Origin of the sequence: Brucella tritici, from assembly GCF_008932285.1 — a bacterium.
In the GTDB taxonomy this organism is placed as follows: Bacteria; Pseudomonadota; Alphaproteobacteria; order Rhizobiales; family Rhizobiaceae; genus Brucella; species Brucella tritici.
This window is the reverse complement of the sequence record NZ_WBVY01000002.1, coordinates 494,329-513,135: the sequence shown is the minus strand read 5'-3', so window position 1 is coordinate 513,135 and position 18,807 is coordinate 494,329. Positions and strand designations below refer to the sequence as shown.

Sequence of the window (18,807 nt, the reverse complement as noted above, 5' to 3'; positions counted from 1 at the left end):
ATCATTACTTCTAATAAAAGTATTTATTATATTTGCATGTCTTATTTAGGTGTGGATTTTTTACTGTTATATAATATACATTGATGCAATTCCCACCTATGTCAGCATTTTCCCCTTATGGAATTTCAAAAAAGACTCCCGATCCGTATCAGCGGATACCCGGGAGCCCAAAAATTGCAGAAGGATTTACCACTTCACCTTGAAGCCCACAGTGCCCTTGAGCGCATAGCTGTTGGCGAAATGGTTGAGCGAGGTGTTGATGGAGCCCTCACCATAGACGGCATACTTCTGATCCTCCCAGGCATAGCTACCACCGGCGCCGATGCCTGCCCAGGTCTTGTCGTTGTCGGTGTCGATATCAACACCGGCCACGTTGATACGCATTCCGCCAAGGAAGGACTGGTAAAGGTTGGCTACACCATAGACCGAGGTATTGACCATGCGGCCCGCCTCATCCGCCCAGTCGCTCCGGTAGTTGGCGGCAATCCCAAGGCGTGCCGTCAGGCTGTTGGCGTTGTCGAGGCCGACCCGGTTGCCCATGATATCCTGGAACGCATCCGCATCCAGCGACGACCACATGAGCTGCGCCTGCGGGGTCAGTGACCAATGATCATCAATGGCGACACGCTGGCCTGCTTCCACGCTCATCGCGTAGCCAAAGGCCTTCGCCCCGGTAGCCAGAGCCGAATTCATGTCATCGGAAGACAAGTCATTGTCGAACCAGGTAAGCTGGCCCTGTGTGTCTACATAGAAGCCATTGTTGCCATACCAGGTCGCTGTGGCACCAAGGCTCCAGGCACGCGTGTCGGTATAGCCGTCACCGAAGAACGAGCTGGTATTGCCATGCGCCGTACCATACTGCCCGGTGATGCCAGCAACCAGTTTTCCGTTGTCATCCTCGTAGAACTGACCGTCAACGCCTGCCTGCATGATGAAGGTATTGATGTCCTGCTTCATGCCGGTGACGCTTTGCGGTTCAAGCCGGTTATGCGCTCCTTCGATACGCGCCCAGATGCCATTTCCGTCGACCATGGCGCCGTTCGTCTGGCCGTCGCCATTCTCGCCCGTCCAATACCGGTTGCCCACACGTTCCTGCAAGGTCGGCAACTTGTTCAAGGCCTGCATGTTCTGGCCGTACCCCTGATAGAGCGGCACGCCAGCACCATAACGGGGACCATTATTGTCTGGGTTGTTTGGTTCCGTATCACCATAACGGCTCACGAGATACCAGTTGCCATCCTTGTTACCGCTGCCCGATCCTTGCTGCAGCGTATAGGCATAGGCGCCAGCCCAGATAGCCTTCTTGTTATCCTTGGTTGTGTAATCGCTGACAAGCGAGAAGGTACCATTGGACTGCCCGGCGACATCGACAACTTCGATACCGTTGACCGTCTGGCCACCAAGCCCACCACGATTAACCACTTGCAGATTGGTAGTGCCTGAGGTGTCACCAGCAACCTTCAATCTGTCGGTCTTGGAGTTATCGTCACCAAGCACCGTATTGATGACGAGGGTGCCATTGGAGCCGGTGTAGTTACCAGCTACCGTCAAAGTGGTTCCGGCTGTCATGTCACTCAGAGTAACGGCGCCACCGTTGTCGAGGAAGGCCACAGTCGTGTCATACCCCCCAAGATCCAGCGTCCCGTTCCGCGTCGTCGTATAGGCCGATGCGGAACTGAATGCACCCTGGCTTCCCTGCGCCAGCGTCCCCTGCTTGACAAGCGTTGCACCGGTATACTGGTTGGAACCAGTGAGCGTCAGGTCAGCCGCACCGGATTTGGTGAAGCTGCCAGTGCCGGACAATACGCCACTATAGGTCGAGTCGGCAGTTTCATTGACGGTGAAGGTTCCTGAGCCAATGTTGACCGCTCCGGCCCCACTGAGACCACCAACCGTGTTTCTGGTACCTCCAAGATCGACTTTGCCATTATCTCCGACAGTCAGAACCCCGGTGCCAAATGCATTTTCACTGCCCGCCTTTACGGTACCATTGTTGACCGTCAGCCCGCCACTGAAGCTGTTGTTTCCGCTCAACGTAAGAATTGTATTCGCACCGTCCTGAGTAACCTTGCCACCGCCTGTAATATTTCCGGCGAAATTGTAGTCACTCCCCTGCTTGAAGGATAACGTTCCCTCTCCGTTAACATCATTGGCAACTGTGACGTCGCCTTTTATGTCACCCGTTTTGGTTCCGTCACCAAGCTGGAGCACACCGTTGCTGACGGTTGTTCCGCCGGTATAGGTGTTCTGTCCGGTAAGGACCAGTTTACCGAGTTCAGTTTTATTGAGTCCCTGGTTGCCGGTGAGCACAGAGCCGATGGTTGCAGTCATCGCGGCACCATCGGCGGTTCCGTCACCAACCGCAATGATCGGCGCTCCCGTCGTGCTCGTAAGGTTAAGAGAGCCGCCATTGATCACATAACCATCGACGACGAAGCGCATGCCAGCTGTATTAATCTGCCCAGCCGTGTCGTTGACGGTGACGTTACCTTTCTTGCCACCGAAGAACGCGAACGAGCCATCATCGAAAGGCGCAAGCACACTAGCCTGATCATCGGACCAGTTTTTATTGGTCGCGCTCCAGGAGCCATCACCTCCGACAATCTTATTATTCTCGATATCGGCGATAGTTCCTTCCCCGTTCCAGTACTGAACCTTTGCGCCATAGGTGTTCACGATATAGACTGAGCCGGTATAGGCGGTCACGACCGACATACGGTCCTTCGCCGCCTGCCCACCCTCTACATTACCGAACGAAAGGCCATCATCCGTCAGGGTGCCATCATAAGTGAACAGCTTGTAGGTCCCTGGACCGAAACCGCCAGTATTGTCCACATCGAGAGTGCCATCCATCGTCAGATTACCCTCTACATGGAAAGCGGCCTGCTGGGACACGCTGCCCCACTGGACGCTGGTTGTGCTATTGGCGGCGAGTGTCAGGTCTCCTCCGATAGTCAGTGTCTGCCCGCCTTTACCGTAGAGCGTTCCGCTTGCCACATCGACATTGCCGTCGATCTTGCCTGCACCGCCAACTCCGGCTGTGCTGTTGACGAGATTTACATTGCCACCCAGTTCACTATTGACCTGAAGATAGCCGTTATTGATCGACGCGGTTCCAGTGGCCGTACTTGCATTGCCGTTGATGGTCAGTGTACCGCTTCCGAGCTTCGACCAGTCCGTGGCTCCAGTCATATTTCCAGCCAAGGTCAGACCGGCATCGTTCTGGAATTTCGCGCCATTATCACTGAGAACCACATCGCGGCTCATCGCGAACTGCGCGGTATTCCGCAATGTGCCATTCTTGATCGTAAGCGAACTGCCCGCGCTGCCCATATTGGGGTCAGATGACACCGCCAGCGTTCCGCTGTTGATTGTGGTGCCACCGCTATAGGTGTTGATGCCTTTCAATGTCAGCGTGTCACTACCGGACTGTTCAACACTGCCAAAACCACTGATCGTTCCCGAAAAATTCGGATTGCTCGACATGTCGAAGACAAGCGTGCCTTTGTTGCTTGCATCCGCGCCGGTATTGACGTTGCCCTGGATTTTGCCTGTTGTCCCGCCATTACCAAGCTGGAGCGTGCCGCCAGCTATTGTTGTATCGCCAACATAAGTGTTGTCCTTGGCCAGAACGAGTGTTCCAGCCCCGCTCTTCGTCAGACCACCAGCACCTGAAATGCCGCCGTTGACAATCGTGTCATTGGCCGTGTCATCGGTTTCAATCGTACCGTTGCCTGCTCCCAGAGCGATGGCGCGCGCGCTGGTAAACCCCTGGCTATACTTGAGCGTTCCGCCATCGATAGCAACCTGACCATTGATATTGCCGAGGTTGCTTTCAGCGCTGACTGAAAGCGTTCCGGCTGTGATCGATGTGCCGCCGCTATAGCTGTTGCTTGCAGTGAGGATCGTTTCTCCAGCCCCCTTCTGCGCAAACTGACCGGCGCCTGAGATCACGCCACCGAAGGTGAATGTTCCAGTCTTGTTGACTGCAAATGTTGCCTTGTCCGGTCCATTTGCATCGACGGAAACACCCCCAACCGTGTCTATAGTGCCACCGTTGCCGAGCTCCAGCGAGCCCTGTAAAACATCTGTTCCACCGCTATAGGTGTTGGCACCCGTCAGTACCAGAGTGCCATAGTCGGTTTTCTGCAAGCCTTCGGTACCAGCAATCGGCGCTGCAATCGTGGCCGTCATGGTCTTGCCGGCTTCGGTTGCATCCCCTACACGAATGATGGGTTTGTCAGGCGACGGAGCGTTCGGGTCGTGAGCAAGTGTGATAGGATTTGTACCGGTAAGGCTATATCCATCCACCTGGAACTGCATACCGGAGGCCTGAATACCCGTATCGACAGCTACGGCTCCCGGCGTGTCACCAAAGATGGCAAACTCGTAGTTCTTCCAAGCGCCTGTAATATCTGGATCGCCTGCATCACGCCAGCTGACATCCGTCTGGTTCCAGGTTCCGTCACCACCTTTCCAGGTATTCAGCACGGCACCGGCAGAGTTCATGATATTTATCTGCTTGTTGTCATCGTCATAAACAATACGGGCATCGGATGACTGTCCGTCCGGCACGTTACCAATCGTCAGCCCTGTGCCAGTTTTGGCATATCCATTCTGATAATCGAACAGGCGATAGGACCCAGGACCGAAACCACCAAAATCCTCGATATTGACAGTGCTGCCGTTCAAGGCAAGCGCACCTTGAACATTGAACAGACCGTTGCTGTTGCTGTTGGGAGCTCCGTAAGCAACTGCTATTGTGCTGCCTGCCTGCATGGTCAGACCACCGAGGAAAGTTAATGTCGTACCATCCTGTCCCTTCAATGTTCCCGCTATTGTAGTATCACCACCGACGGTACCACTGCCAGCAAGCGTTCCATTGGCCGCTACAGTCATTGTTGATGCCGCACTGCCAAGAATGCCATTCACATAGAGACTTCCTGCCGTGACATTCGTTGTCCCTTCGAAACCACTGCTGTCACCTGTAAGCGTCGATGAGCCCGCACCTTTCTGTTCGAGCACGCCGTTACCGCTTAAGACCTTGCCGAAATCAATATTGGTATTGGCGGCGGCGTCGAAAGCGAATGTGCCGTTGTTCACCACGTTGCTTTTGAAAGAACCATTTGTGGTTCCGTCGCCAATCTGCAACGTTCCGCCATTATCAATAGTCGTACCGCCGTCGATAATGGCGGAACCAGTCAGAATCGTCGTGCCTAGACCAGTCTGTTCCAAGCTCCCGCTTCCAGCGATGTCCCCTCCATAGGTTAGTGTATCGCGGTTGAAGATCAGAGTACCGTTATTCTCGATGTTGCCGGTAATGCTCCCTGTCAAACCGTCATTGCCACCAATTTGCAGCGTCCCCTGCTCAATAGAAGTTCCGCCGCTATATGTATTATCACCGGAAAGTATTAGCTGACCTTCGCCGACTTTGGTGAGTCCGCCCGTACCGGTAATGTTGCCCGACAGCTCTGGACTGGTCAGCAAGGTGTCGATTGTGCCACCCCCGGCCTGGAGGGTAACATCGCGATCCGACTTGAAACCGCTGCCAGTGATCTGAAGCTCGCCACCATTGAAGGAGAGTTTGCTCGATGCATCGCCCAGATTGTCATCGCTGCCAACCTGCAGCACACCGTCATTTATAGATGTATTGCCCTTATAGGTGTTGACGCTGTCAAGTACCAGCGTGCCTTCACCCGTCTTCGTGAGGCCGCCATCGCCGCTGATCACCTTGCTGATCGTCGATGTTCCCTCATCGGCCTGGATCGTCGCATCCCCGTTCAGCGTGAAAGCGCGGTCCATTGTAACACTGTTCGCAAGATCAAGCGTGGTGCCACCAGCCATGGTGACAGAACCGCTCGCCGCACCAAGATTGGCATCGGCACTGATCTGCAGAATACCGTCGTTGATCGTCGTGCCGCCAGCATAGGTGTTGGTCTCGGACAGCGTAAGCGTGCCGCTACCTGTCTTCGTCAGACCACCGGTACCGGAGACAACAGCAGCAAGCGTGTTGCTGTTTGTTCCGGTGTCGATCGTACCACCGGCATTGAGAGTAACAGCATGGCTGAACGCGAAGGAATCCGTTAACTGGAGGGTCGCATTATTGGCAATCGTCAGCCCACCGGTGCCCAGATTGTCATCTTCGCTGATGGCAAGCGTGCCGGCTGTGATCGAGGTGCCGCCACTATAGGCGTTTTGACCAGAAAGGGTGATGGTGGTACCTGCTCCGGATTGGAGAACTGAGCCGGTTCCAGAAATGCCCCCAACAAAGTCGTGATTTCCGCTGTTGGCAAATTCGAAAGTGCCCAAATTGGTGACATCGCCGGTAATCCAGCCCGCGCCACTCAAACGAAGTGTACCATCCTTGATGAAGGTATTACCGCTGTAGGAATTGCTGGCATTCGTCAGAACGAGTGTTCCACTGCCGTTTTTAATCAATTCGCCCGTACCGGAGAGAATACCATTAAGTGTGCCGGTATTGCCCTCGGTGTCGATAACACCACCGACGTCGTTAATCGTCATCACCCGTGTGGTTGAAACGTCCGCAGAGAATTGCAGCGTTCCGCCATTGAAAATGACTGCGCCACCAGCTTGACCAAGGTTATAATCATTGCCAACCTGGACGATACCGCCGTCAAGGAACGTGCCTTTGTAGGTATTGGTCCCTGCAAGAACGAGCGTACCCACGCCGGACTTGTGCAATTCGCCGCCACCGAGGACACCGTTCAGTGTGCTGATACCCGCCATAGTATCGATGGTAGAGCCCGTCGTTCCCAGTGTAATGTCTCTGGCGCTCGTCACGCCCTGGCTGAACTGCAACTCGGCTCCGTCCGCTATCGTGATGGCCGTCGAAGCTTTACCAAGATTGGCATCGTCCGAAATCTGCAGGATACCCGCCTTGATGTCGGTTCCACCTTGATAGTCATTGGTTCTGCCAAGAACCAGAGTACCCGTTCCAGCCTTGTTCAAGGCGCCGGTTCCGGTCAGCTTTCCAATGAGCGTATTGAGCCCGTCATCAACAACATCAATCGTGCTGTTGGCATCAGTAAGATCGATATTGCGCGCAGTATTGAAACTCTCATCCAGACGCAGGATTGCATTGCCGATTATGATACTGTTGCTGGCGTTCGCGCCGAAGTTCGCGTCTTCCAGAACCGCCAGCGTACCTGCATCAATTTCGGTATCGCCGGTATAGGTGTTGGCACCGGTAAGGAGAAGCGTACCAGCACCTGTCTTGGTAAGCTTACCTCCATTGATCACGCCTGATATCGAGTTATCGTACCCATCAACATCAATTGTTGCCCCGGCACCACCCAGCGTCAGATCATGCGTCATGGTGAAAGTATCGCCAAACCGCAATGTCGCATCGTTGATATAAAGGTGACTATCGGGATTTCCCAGATTGCTGTTATCGCTGATCTGCAGTGTCCCCGCATTTACATGCAGATCACCGGTGAACGTATTGTCACCGCCAAGAACAAGCGTTCCCGTGCCCGACTTGTTGAATTGCCCAGTGCCGCCAATGACACCTGTGATCGTGTCGGTCTTGGCTCCGGTGTCGATGGTGCCACCATTCACCCCGATCGTATAGCCTCGCGTCGATGATATATCTTCAGCGAACTGGAGCGTACCGCCGTCAAGCGTGACAGCGCCCGCGACATTCCCGAGATTATTATCGGCAGAAACGATCAGCCGACCGGCCAGAATATCCGTGCCGCCACTATAGGTGTTGTTTCCCGTGAGCGTTGTATCGCCAGCGCCCCTCTGAACCAGCTTTCCACGACCATTAATCGTATTGCCGAGCGTAAAACTGTTAGTATGATTGATCGCGAGAATAGCATTCTCGTCCTCACCCGGCTTTCCTATCTCGATGTCACCGATCACACTGCCGGTCGCTCCCGCATTTCCAAGCTGAAGCGTGCCAGCCTGAATGGTCGTACCGCCTGTGTAATCATTATCCGCCGTGAGTATCAGAGTGCCCAGATCGCTTTTTTCCATGCCCTTTGAGCCGGAAAGAACCGATCCAACGGTAGCGGTAACGGTAGCATCTCCAGCACTGCCTACGCGTATGATCGGTGCAGTGGCAGAGCTGCTCTCAAGCGTCAGGGGACCACCGATGACGGAATAGCCAGTGGTTACAAACTGCATACCGCTTGTACTAACAGGCCCTTGGACCGTTACCGTACCGGGTTGGCCGGAAAAAATCGCAAATTGAGCAGAGTTCCAATTGGTATGCAGACCGCCATTCTTATCTGTCCAGTTCGTGGCCGCAGCTTCCCATACACCATCGCCACCCGTTAGCGATCCACTGGCGCTTGTTACAGCGCCATCCCAGTAACCAAGCTGCATTCCCTGAGCATTTGTAAAGTAGTAGTCATGCCCGTTCGGATCACGGTTGAACGTAACGTCGCCAGGATTCACGCCCTGTGGAAGAGTGCCAGATGTTAATGTTCCAGTAATCGTTCCGTCTGCGTGGAACAGGTTGTATTGGCCAGGGCCAAAACCGCCAAGGTCGGCGACATTCACGACGTTGTTGTTGAAATTGAGATTGCCACCAACGTTGAACAGCATATCGGCACTATCGGATGCCGCACCATAGGAGACATTCAGGATACTTCCCGGTGCGAGCGTCAGGTCGCTCCCGAAATTGAGTGTGAAACCTTGCGCCCCTACAAGTGTGCCGCCACTGTTGATCGTTGTAGCGCCGCCAATGGTGCCCGTACCGCCAAGCGATGCACCGCTCGCAACCGTAACAGCGCCAGAGCCGAGCGTACCATTGACATCAAGTTCCCCGGCACTCACTGTCGTAGCCCCGGTGAAACCCGAATTATCTCCGCTTAGTGTGAGATTGCCCGTACCCTGCTTTTCCAGAGTACCGGTGCCGCTGAGAACATTGGTGAAATCAATGTTATGGTCGCGATTGACGATCAATTTACTGTTATTGACAATATCGCCTTTGATAGAGCCAGTGCTACCGCCATTGCCGATCTGAAGCGTACCGGCCGAAATGGTCGTCGTACCTGCATAATCATTGTCGCCGGTAACCGTCAGCGTGCCCGCACCACGTTTTTCAAATGTACCCGAACCACTGATCTTCTTGTCATAAGAAAGATCGTTCGAACGGTCCACGATAAGCGCGGCATTGTTCACAATATCGCTGTTGAGATTTCCGCTGTTACCGCCGGAGCCAAGCTGCAGCGTACCGCTGTCAATCGTCGTAAGACCAGTATAGGTGCTGTTGCCCGTCAGAATGAGGGTGCCAGCACCGCTTTGCTTCAACGAACCTGTGCCGGTGATTGTGCCAGAGTACGTGTAGGAATCGGAACGATTGAACGCCAGAGTGCCGCTATTGGTGACACTACCGGATATGGCGCCAGAAGCTGTGCCATTACCAACCTGCAGCACACCACGCTCAATCACAGTATTGCCGGTATAGGTGTTTGCACCAGTCAGTATCGTGGTGCCGGTGCCGCTTTGTTTCAGCACACCGGAACCACTGACCACTCCTGAGAATATATTTGAGTCACTGCGGTTGAACGCCAGCGTTGCGTTGTTGACGACATCTCCCGTAATCGATCCAGCAGCCGCCCCGCTACCGAGCTGCAGTGTACCTGTCGAAATTGTCGTACCGCCACTGTAAGTATTGGCACCAGTCAGAACCAGCGTTCCGCCACCCACCTTGGTCAACGCCCCTGCGCCGCCTATGATACCATTGAGTGTATCGGTATTCGTACCGGTATCGATTGTGCCGTTGTTGCTGGTGATGCTGAATGCACGCCCGGACGTGATCGTACCTGCGAGGTTAAGCGTACCGCCATCCAGCGTCACAGCGCCATTTGATGCACCAAGCTTGTCGTCGCTGGCGACTTGCAACGTGCCGCCGCTGATGGTTGTGCCGCCAGCAAAGGTGTTTGTACCACTGAGAATAAGCGTACCCGCGCCGCTTTTCACCACGGAACCGGAGCCGCTGATGTTACCGGCGTAGGTCTTGTTGTCACTGCGATTAAAGCTCAACGTGCCGTTGTTCGTAACCGCATTGCTGTTAAGCCAGCCTGTTGTGCCGCCACTACCCACTTGCAGGGTACCGGCCGAAATCGTCGTGGCCCCTGAATAGTTGCTGTCACCGGTAAGGGTGAGCGTTCCCGCGCCTGATTTGGTCAGCGTGCCAGTACCACTGATCACACCGGCATAGATCAAATCATTCGAACGGTTGAAAACCAGAGAAGCGCTGTTGGCGATATTGCCTGTAATTGAGCCCGTGGTGCCGCCGTTGCCGATCTGCAATACACCGGCCATGATCGAAGTCGAACCCGTCGCGCTGTCAGCGCCGGTCAGAATCATCGTGCCCGCGCCCGTCTTCGTCAGCTTGCCAGTGCCACTGATCGCGCCTGAAAAAGTGCTGTCGCCAGTGACCGTTTCGATCGTGCCGCCGCCAGTACCGAGCGTCACGGCGCGCGCATTGTCGAAGGCGGCCGAAAGGCGCAGCGTGCCGCCGTTGAAGTTCAGACCGCCAGAGGTGGCGCCAAGATTGCTATTATTCGCAACCGAAATAACGCCAGCGTTAAAATTGGTTCCGCCAGTATAAGTATTACCTCCCGAAAGAGTCAGTGTACCTGCTCCCATCTGCGTGAGCACACCTGTGCCACTGACAACCTTATCGAAGGCTATCACGTCTGATCGATTGAATGCCAGGGTCCCGTTATTGGTCACGCCGCTTGAGGTGGAGATCGACCCGAGCAAGCCACCACTACCAATCTGAAGTGTGGTATTCGCGTCAATCGTGGTAGCCCCGGTATAAGTGTTGGCTGCCGTTAGAATAAATGTGCCACCTCCGCTCGCCTGCAACGTACCGCCACCGCTCACAACACCTCCAAGCGTCGTTGCGCCCTTGCGGTTGAGGATCAATGAGCCACCGTTCACGATTGCGCTGGTAATCGTACCGGTAGTGCCACCATCACCAACCTGCAAAATACCCGCATCGTTTTTCACCGTGGCCGCAGTAATGTCTCCGGTAAAAACGAACTTGCCTGTTCCCGACTTTTGCAGCACCGAGTTTACTCCACCAGTGACATTCCCCGTAAAAGTCATGTCGTTGTTTCCGGCAAAGTTCAGCGTCTTGCTGCCGAGCGCAATCGTGCCGCCTCCCGAGACCGTCTTCAGGCTGGCCGTTGAGGCAACCCCGCCCAAATCGAGTGTCGCGCCTGTAGCGATGGTGACGTTAGATGCATTTTCCAGACTGGCGGCGCCGGATAACGCCAAGGTTCCTTGGCGAATATCCCAGGCATTTGTGCCCGCCACTGCACCCGTCATTGTCCAGGTGCCGGAACCGTCCTTCGCATAGGAGTTGAACCCGATATATTTCGTGCCTAATGTAGTCGCATCAAAGGTACCGTTATTCGTACCGCCCAGCACGAATACATTCCCCGTTGTGCCAGTCTTGACCACAACATTTCCTGTTATGGTTGAGCCGCTCCAGATTTCAAACGTGTTACCACTACCGACAATATCAACCGCATTAGCACCGACACCCGCACCACCATATGAGATTGAGCCAGCATTAACTACATGTGATCCCGTCCCCATACGAAGACCATCGCCGTCCGAGCCGTTCCCTCCCTGCCCGTTATTTCCCTTACCTCCAGCACCACCTGTACCCCCGGTTATGACGCCATAATTAGTCAAGACCGCGTTTTGATCAACGACGACACCATCGCCTCCAGCGCCACCACCACCACCCCAAACAGTCGTGCTAAATTCGCTCCCCCCTCCGGCTCCGCCAGAGCCGCCAGTAATATTCGCCCCCGATCCAACAGTTAGTGTTCCAGCGCGAAGTATAGTACCTGCACCACCGCCGCCACCGCTGCCACTGACGCCATTATACGCCCCCCCAGTTCCGTTCCCGCCGCCGCCCCCTCTAACGCTCGATCCACCCGCAAGGTTAGAAGCCGCACCGCCATCAAGAAACAATCCGGCACCACCGCCGCCACCGCCTCTGGACGTCGTATCTAATGTGCCACCGGCACCACCTATAATATCGATCTGACCCGTCCCCACAACGGTTGCACCAACAGTACCCCCGCTACCACCGCCAATGCTCTGGCCAGAACTTGCCCCTTCCCCACCCTGCCCGTCTACAGGTGAAGATCCGGCGGTGAGCCCTCCGCCACTCCAGCCACCAACTCCGTTACCGGCACCGCCGTAACTATTCTTACCACCCGTCTTACCTCCCGCATTTCCCTGCAGATCATCAGCAAAAGCACTATTCGGTCCAAAATAGAGCGACACAGGCAAAATGATTAATACAACCGCAACAGATAGGGCAACCGAAGATGCCCCACGCAGCAAAGCCTGACTGACTCCACTCAGGATAGACGGAGCAGCCCCACTTCTAACATCGACTCGACCTTTTCTATTTTTGTAACCCATCGGCCCAGCCTCGTTGCTTGTCATTTCGAATGCATGTCCGCCACCAAGGTCAAAAAGGTGTGTAAGACTGCACATTGACGCACCATCCCAAAGCTCGCGAGAAACGAAGTTGCGGTTGTTCTTGTCGCGAAATTTTCCAGCAAAGCAGCAATCAGTCACGCTGTAAGGTCCCTTGGCAAAAAAGCGCGCCACGACGCGCCGGAAACACATTCTAATTAACAGTGCTGGCACGCACGTTGAGACCAACTATAATAAAAGTTAGAATCATGGCGACCATCATCAAAATACGAACATTATTTATTCAATAAACACATCAGTCAATAGTCCAAGGTTGAATGTACTATATTGTATTTTAGTTATTTTATATTTATTTATAACTATATTAGCAATTACTTTTATTTATAGCTAATTATCTTTGTCATTTGAAACGACAATATATTAGTCGTTCTTGGGTAAAACCGACCGGCCGGAGAGCGCTTCTACAAAGCAAGCTATGCCCTATCCTTTTGTTTTCGCGCGCATATCATTGCAAACCAAGCAGGATCGAAAAGCAATCCAGCAGTGACAAAGGATTGATCCACGCGCTGCTTAAATACGATTCATCAGATAGCCCCCGCGCAAAGATCAGCGGGCCTGCAAGGCCATCCGAGAAAAGGGCCTTCACTTGTAGCAGGGCCGCCAGATGCTGAATGCAGGCTCGGCCGGCGCCGCTGACCGGCGTCCTGCCGGATGGAACAGCACATTCGGCCACGCACCATCCGGCAATAATCTCAACTGAGGCTTCCGACAGAAGCCAGCCTCAACCCCGCCTATGACACGGCGGGGGACGCCCTTTGTCTATTTTTGCAAGGTCGCGCGAACAGTATCGGTCTGGACAATTAGCTTGTGCGCCTTCGTTGTGACCCTGGCATTTTGTGCCCTTATCTCAGTGTTTCCTTTGCTGATTATCACATTGCCCTTCAACAGCGTCTCATTCTCAGACGTTTGCCTGATTTGGTCGGCGCTCATTTTGATTGCAGGGCTTTTTGTTTTCATCGTCTCTGCATTCGCCGCTGGAACAAATTGGCTTATAATCAGTCCCACCGACAAGACGGCCACTTGAATTCGCATGTTATGCTCCTCTGCTTTCTCTAAAACAGTAGGAAACCATATGTAATGAAGAGGCATAACCCCAATATCTCGCCACCTAATCTGTTGTCGTATTTTTAAGTTGCGAAATCTACGAAACACAACTCGAGATCGATTGTTAATTCTATCGAACTATGCTGTTTTCAACTCGTGGTCGAGATTGAAGAATTAGCATCCGGCTTGAGTGGAACTTATTTGATGAAGCGATTGTATCTATCGACAGCTAATATTGCGCCTTCAGCCAGAAATGATTTCTGGAGCTCAATCATCCGGCCAATATATGAAATCTCGTCCTACGATGGCGATACAACACGCCTTCTGGAAGGTGAGATCTGGTCTTATTCAGCCGGCCCTCTCACAATTGGCGCCACTTCTTTCAATCAACAGCGATATCAACGCGACAAAAGGCTGATTGGGCTGACCGGTTTGGACTTCCATCTTGTCCAACTCATAACTGTCGGCACCCTCAAGGGTGATTTTGATGGTAAATCTGTCGATGCCACAGTCGGCGATATTGTTATCATCGACCTTGCACGACCGGTTAGAAGTGAGGCGACAACTGGCCGAAGAATAACCACGACCCTTCCCCGCGATGTACTTAACCGTGCCGTTGCCTGGCGCGATATTCACGGTACGACATTGCCAGGGCGCGCACCTGCAACACGAATGATTGCGCATTTTCTGAAAGGCGTACTTGATGTCGCCCACCAACTGACCCCGGAAGAGGGAGCTGCCACCCAAGAGGCCATGATCAAGCTATTCGCTGCATCTTTGAATAATTTGGCCGCACCTCCTCGTTTCGGCGACGAGGCCGCCTTAAATCACAGACTGAAAGATGCGATTGTGCAATATATCGAGCAGAACCTCTCCTCGTACAATCTTAGTATTACGTCGATTCAGAAACGCTTCAATATCTCCCGTACTCATCTCTATCGTCTGTTTGAACCGGAAAACGGCATTTCGGGATTTATAAAGGATAAGCGCCTCAATCTGGCTCTACGCGACCTGACAGGACAACCTAACCGCTCTGTCACGGCCAAAGAACTCGCTTATCAATACGGGTTCGAGTCAGCTGGAGCATTCAACAGACAGTTTCGCGAACGCTTTGGCATGTCTGCAAAGGAAATGATCCATGAAGGCCATCTGACACCGATGAACGCGGGAAGTGATTTTGATCTTCACAACCACATTCGGACCCGGGTTTTAACCGCCGCGCAGGCCATCAACAACACGCCGCATTACCAATAGAACTCTGGGTAATATGGCAGTCGAACCGTTCGCATTCTCGCATTGACTCTGCATTCTCTGCCCAGGTAACTAAGCTCGCAGCAGTATGAATCACCGCCGATACTGGAATCGGTGATTTCTGGCACAAATCTTCCTGTCTGCAGGCATTTGTTTTTACGCGATATAGAAATGTGCTTTATGGCAGGATGCAACTCACTCTCGGAGAGAATACTTCATCTGCCTATTTTCAATTATATCGTATTATTTCATGTTAAATTGCATAAATTACCTTACATTAACATTAATTGCATTCAACTTTCCAAACACCATTTCGAAAGATTGCAAGTAGATTTTGATGCGTTATTGTATCGTTAAATCACAATTGTAAGCGTCTGGCTGCTGCCAAGAAATGTTATCATGTGGGAGGGAATGATGCTGAAGTATACATTGGTCGCAGCCATTTTGTCTGGTGCCGCGATAACGCCGCCGTTTATCGTCGAAGCCCGCGCTCAAACGACAGTGGAATGCCGGTCCAGAGATTACAAATACGATGAATGTTACGCTGGCCCTTTATCCAGACCTCAGCTCATTCACCAGACGTCGAGTGCTTCTTGCATTTTAAACCGCACGTGGGGATATAACCCAAAGAGCCGTTACATATGGGTTGCTCAAGGTTGCTCCGGTGTCTTTGCAGATGTAGGCGGCTATCACCACGGCCGTGGTGATGGGTTTGACCCGGGAGCGCGCCAGTATGACCATCGAGGACATGACGTCGGCGGTGTCGTGGCGGGCGCTGTACTTGGTGCAATTGTTGAAGGAATGCTAACTGACCACCAGCAGAAGCATCATCATACAACGAGTAATCATCGCGATTCCGACAACTACAATGGTTGTCACGGAATCGGATGCACCGTCGACAGGCCCGATAACTCCGAGAGTATAGATCGAACACCCCAATTCGATTCGAACGGGGAACCAAACTACGATACTCACGGCAATTATATTGGATGCCACGGAGTTGGCTGCCTCGTTGACAGCCCGGACTAAAGCTTTCCTGTGGGAGCGAGGCCGAAATAATATCCCCGGCATCGCTCTTTATTCAGATAACGACTTGGCTTCAGAATATAAGCGGAGCATACAGTGACAAGCCTGAAACTCAGACATTTATTGCTTGCTTTCGTACCGCTGACAGTCGTCGGCTGCGTCACAGCAGACGAAGTCAACCAGGACACATGTTCGTCCTTCGGTTTCAGGCCTGGGACTGACGCATTCGCCAACTGCATGATGGAGCAAAGCGCTCGTCACGAAGCTGATGAACAGCGCGCTCAAGATCGCATCTATGCACAAGAACAACGCGACCGCGAGCGCAAAAGAGAGCGTCGCCGCCGCGAAGAAAGTCAGATCGACACAAGACCGCAGTTCGATAAAGATGGTAATCCGAACTTTGACACACAGGGCAATTACGTTGGCTGCCATGGCGTCGGATGTGAAGTCGATAATCCGGACAACTAGTCAGAGTGTTGGCGATGACCGGCCACTGTGCCGATCATCTGGAGCGGTTCCAGTTAGAACGGACCCGTATAGCCGTTCTATCACTTAGCTTTCACGCACTATCCAAACATAAAGCAGCTTCCTTGCGAAGCATGCTTCAAAGTCTTCCGTCCAACAGTCACAATGCGGTAAAGCCATTATCCACGAATAGATGTGCGCCTGTAATGAAACTTGCCTCGTCACTGGCAAGAAACAGTGCCGCGCGCGCCAGTTCCTCAGGTTCACCTATACGCCCCTGCTGGGCAGCCATTGCGTCATCAGACACATCGACTCCAAGCTTGCCAAGATCCGACACTTCGCGCAAACCATGCGGGGTACGAATGAATCCCGGACAAACCGCATTGCAGCGGATATTCTTGTCCCGAAACTCGACTGCGATTGCGCGCGCAAACATGTGGCACGCTCCTTTCGTGGTATCGTAAAGCACCTCCATCGGCGTTGCGGCAACCGCCGAAATCGAGGAGGTGCAGACGATAGCCCCACCTCCAGCCGAGATCATATGTGGCAGCACCGCTTTAGTCATGAGGAACATGGAACGCACGTTCACCGCGTGCAACCAGTCCCATTCCTGTACGGTCGTCTCCAGAAACGGCTTTATGACAATTGTTCCGGCATGATTGAACAACACGGTTACCTGGCCATATGCCTGCAAAGCCTGCTCGACCGCAGCATTGACTTCTGCTTCGTCCGAAACATCCGCCACAAAATATTGGGCTTCGCCGCCAGCAGCGCGAATTTCGCTCACTGTGGCCGCTGCTGCGATCTCATTACGGTCGATAATGGCAACTTTGGCGCCTTCTGCTGCGAAAAGTTTTGATGCCGCACCTCCCATTCCCGTTGCACCACCCGAAATGATTGCGACTTTGCCTTGAAGCCTCTGGCTCATCTGTATTTCCTTTAATTAAATTCCGCAGTTCTGGACGGTTCAGTTCAACTCGACGGGAACGCCGTGACGGCCACCAGTGACTGCGAACTCTTCTTCTGGTGAAAGAACCAGCCTGTGGCGACGGTAAAAGCCAAAATAAGCGAGACCGACGAAGTACCAGCTTGCTGCGGCGATGGCCGCCCAGCGATAAAGCGGATCGAAAAACTGGTAAGCAAGCGTAACCATGCAAATCGCAATGGTGAGATAAGCACCAAAGGTTCCAAACGGGCTTCGGAACGGCCTCGCAATTGCTGAATACTTAGCCCTTAGCTGGATAAACGAACTACTTTGCATGACGTAGGAAACCATTCCCGCGAAGACAATCATGCTGACGAGGAAACCGCCCATGAACGCCACATTGTGTTTTCCGCCGAGAAGCCAGATGATCAGGAGCGTAGACAAAGCCATAGCCGAACCCGAAGCGAGAGCGACATTGGGCGTTTGTGTATGCTTTCCAGTTACCGAAAGGGCTGTCGGCAAATAGCCAGCGCGCGACAGTGAATAGATGTTTCGCCCGGAAGCAAAAGAACCCGCAAGAAAGCTTGCTGCAAGACCAAGAACAGCGACTGAGGCCAGGAGTTTGGCCCATCCGTTGCCGAAGATGGTTCGAAAGCCATCGAGTAGCGGTTCGCCTGATCTGCCCATCGCATATGCTCCCTCAGGGATTGACGCACTGAAGAAAAGGACGCTAAGCGCAAGAATAATCAACGTAACGATGGACAGGATCAACGCGCGAGGCATATCGCGCTTTGGGTTTTTGGCTTCTTCCGCGGTCAGCGGCAACTGTTCCACCGCGAGAAACATGTAAACGCCAAATGGCAGCGAAAGCATGATCCCGGTAATACCGAACGGAAACCACGGGCCGTTGCCCTCGGGAAGGTGCAAGACTGAACCTGCGGGATCAGTTGCAACGTTCAAAGCGTTTCTCGCGAAGTCCACATGCGGTATCGCGACAACGAAATAAAACAGAAGCACCGCAATTGCCGCGACTGTAACATATACAACCACACGCATGGACATTTCGAGGCCACGCAGAGACAGAGCCAGCATGACGGCATAACCACCTATCCACCACAGTGGAAGCGCCTCGGTCGGTGTGTTGAAAATCGCAGCCAGATAGGAACTCATGAAGAACATGTTCGCTGCCGGGGCAAGGACAAACTCGATGTTCTCAGCCAACCCGGTAGTGAAACCGCCCCAAGGGCCCAGAGCTGTGCGTGAAAAAGAATAGGCGCCACCTGTGTGCGGCAGGGCCGCGCTCATTTCACTACTCTGCCCCCATGAGTGATCTGTTTGGAATGTTATTGCATGCTCGGCCTTCTGGCCGCCGCTCGTGTTGAAACCGGTCAGTTCTGGCGAGGCCAAATGGTCGTTTCGGGTGCCGGCGGCTTGTAGCTCAGCGATGAGTGAGGCCGCACGGTGTTATAATGCTCTCTCCAGTTTTAGATAACGATCTTGTTCAGCGGGCAATCGATTCACAGGATCGATTGCTTATCCAGCTCCAATCGTTGCCATTTCGATGTCCTTCTGAGGCTCATAAAGCCATACTT

At 53.3% G+C, this 18,807-nt stretch carries 8 protein-coding genes and 1 pseudogene; 3 read left to right on the top strand and 6 right to left on the bottom strand.

Annotation, left to right across the window (positions count from 1 at the left end; translation table 11 throughout):
* Positions 1-186 precede the first annotated feature (186 nt).
* From F9K94_RS07825 to F9K94_RS07815, 3 genes are all read right to left on the bottom strand, one after another.
* Positions 187-12,285: an autotransporter-associated beta strand repeat-containing protein gene (locus tag F9K94_RS07825; protein ID WP_151644699.1), complete on the bottom strand. Its 12,099-nt coding sequence runs from the start codon at positions 12,283-12,285 to the stop codon at positions 187-189.
* 664 nt (positions 12,286-12,949) lie between these two features.
* Positions 12,950-13,177 carry a hypothetical protein gene (locus tag F9K94_RS07820; protein WP_151644697.1) on the bottom strand — a complete coding sequence of 76 codons (228 nt, stop codon included), beginning with the start codon at positions 13,175-13,177 and terminating at the stop codon, positions 12,950-12,952.
* 86 nt (positions 13,178-13,263) lie between these two features.
* Positions 13,264-13,536, bottom strand: a complete 273-nt coding sequence (locus tag F9K94_RS07815; protein ID WP_192799464.1) for an LptA/OstA family protein — start codon at positions 13,534-13,536, stop codon at positions 13,264-13,266.
* 216 nt (positions 13,537-13,752) lie between these two features.
* On the opposite strand from F9K94_RS07815, the gene F9K94_RS07810 reads away from it, so the two are divergent.
* The 3 genes from F9K94_RS07810 (at position 13,753) to F9K94_RS07800 (ending at position 16,293) form a co-directional block, all read left to right on the top strand.
* Positions 13,753-14,802: a helix-turn-helix domain-containing protein gene (locus F9K94_RS07810; protein ID WP_151644695.1), complete on the top strand. Its 1,050-nt coding sequence runs from the start codon at positions 13,753-13,755 to the stop codon at positions 14,800-14,802.
* 396 nt (positions 14,803-15,198) lie between these two features.
* Positions 15,199-15,828: a DUF3011 domain-containing protein gene (locus tag F9K94_RS07805; RefSeq protein WP_328593541.1), complete on the top strand. Its 630-nt coding sequence runs from the start codon at positions 15,199-15,201 to the stop codon at positions 15,826-15,828.
* Between the two features lie 93 nt (positions 15,829-15,921).
* Entirely contained in the window at positions 15,922-16,293 is a 372-nt protein-coding gene (locus F9K94_RS07800) for a hypothetical protein (protein WP_151644691.1), read from the top strand.
* 157 nt (positions 16,294-16,450) lie between these two features.
* Here the strand turns inward: F9K94_RS07800 and F9K94_RS07795 are convergent, their stop codons facing one another.
* The 3 genes and pseudogenes from F9K94_RS07795 to F9K94_RS07785 form a co-directional block, all read right to left on the bottom strand.
* Positions 16,451-17,218 carry an SDR family NAD(P)-dependent oxidoreductase gene (locus tag F9K94_RS07795; RefSeq protein ID WP_151644689.1) on the bottom strand — a complete coding sequence of 256 codons (768 nt, stop codon included), beginning with the start codon at positions 17,216-17,218 and terminating at the stop codon, positions 16,451-16,453.
* Positions 17,219-17,257: 39 nt separating this feature from the next.
* Positions 17,258-18,520, bottom strand: a complete 1,263-nt coding sequence (locus tag F9K94_RS07790) for an amino acid permease (protein ID WP_151644687.1) — start codon at positions 18,518-18,520, stop codon at positions 17,258-17,260.
* Between the two features lie 95 nt (positions 18,521-18,615).
* Positions 18,616-18,696, bottom strand: a pseudogene (locus F9K94_RS07785) (integrase core domain-containing protein); the annotation flags it as partial.
* Positions 18,697-18,807: the final 111 nt, after the last annotated feature.

Excerpts from the sequence above, each read along its gene's own strand:
- F9K94_RS07795 (WP_151644689.1), bottom strand. The coding sequence starts at position 17,218 with ATGAGCCAGAGGCTTCAAGGCAAAGTCGCAATCATTTCGGGTGGTGCA.
- F9K94_RS07815 (WP_192799464.1), bottom strand. The coding sequence starts at position 13,536 with ATGCGAATTCAAGTGGCCGTCTTGTCGGTGGGACTGATTATAAGCCAA.
- F9K94_RS07805 (WP_328593541.1), top strand. The coding sequence starts at position 15,199 with ATGTGGGAGGGAATGATGCTGAAGTATACATTGGTCGCAGCCATTTTG.
- F9K94_RS07810 (WP_151644695.1), top strand. The coding sequence starts at position 13,753 with ATGAAGCGATTGTATCTATCGACAGCTAATATTGCGCCTTCAGCCAGA.
- F9K94_RS07790 (WP_151644687.1), bottom strand. The coding sequence starts at position 18,520 with ATGAGCGCGGCCCTGCCGCACACAGGTGGCGCCTATTCTTTTTCACGC.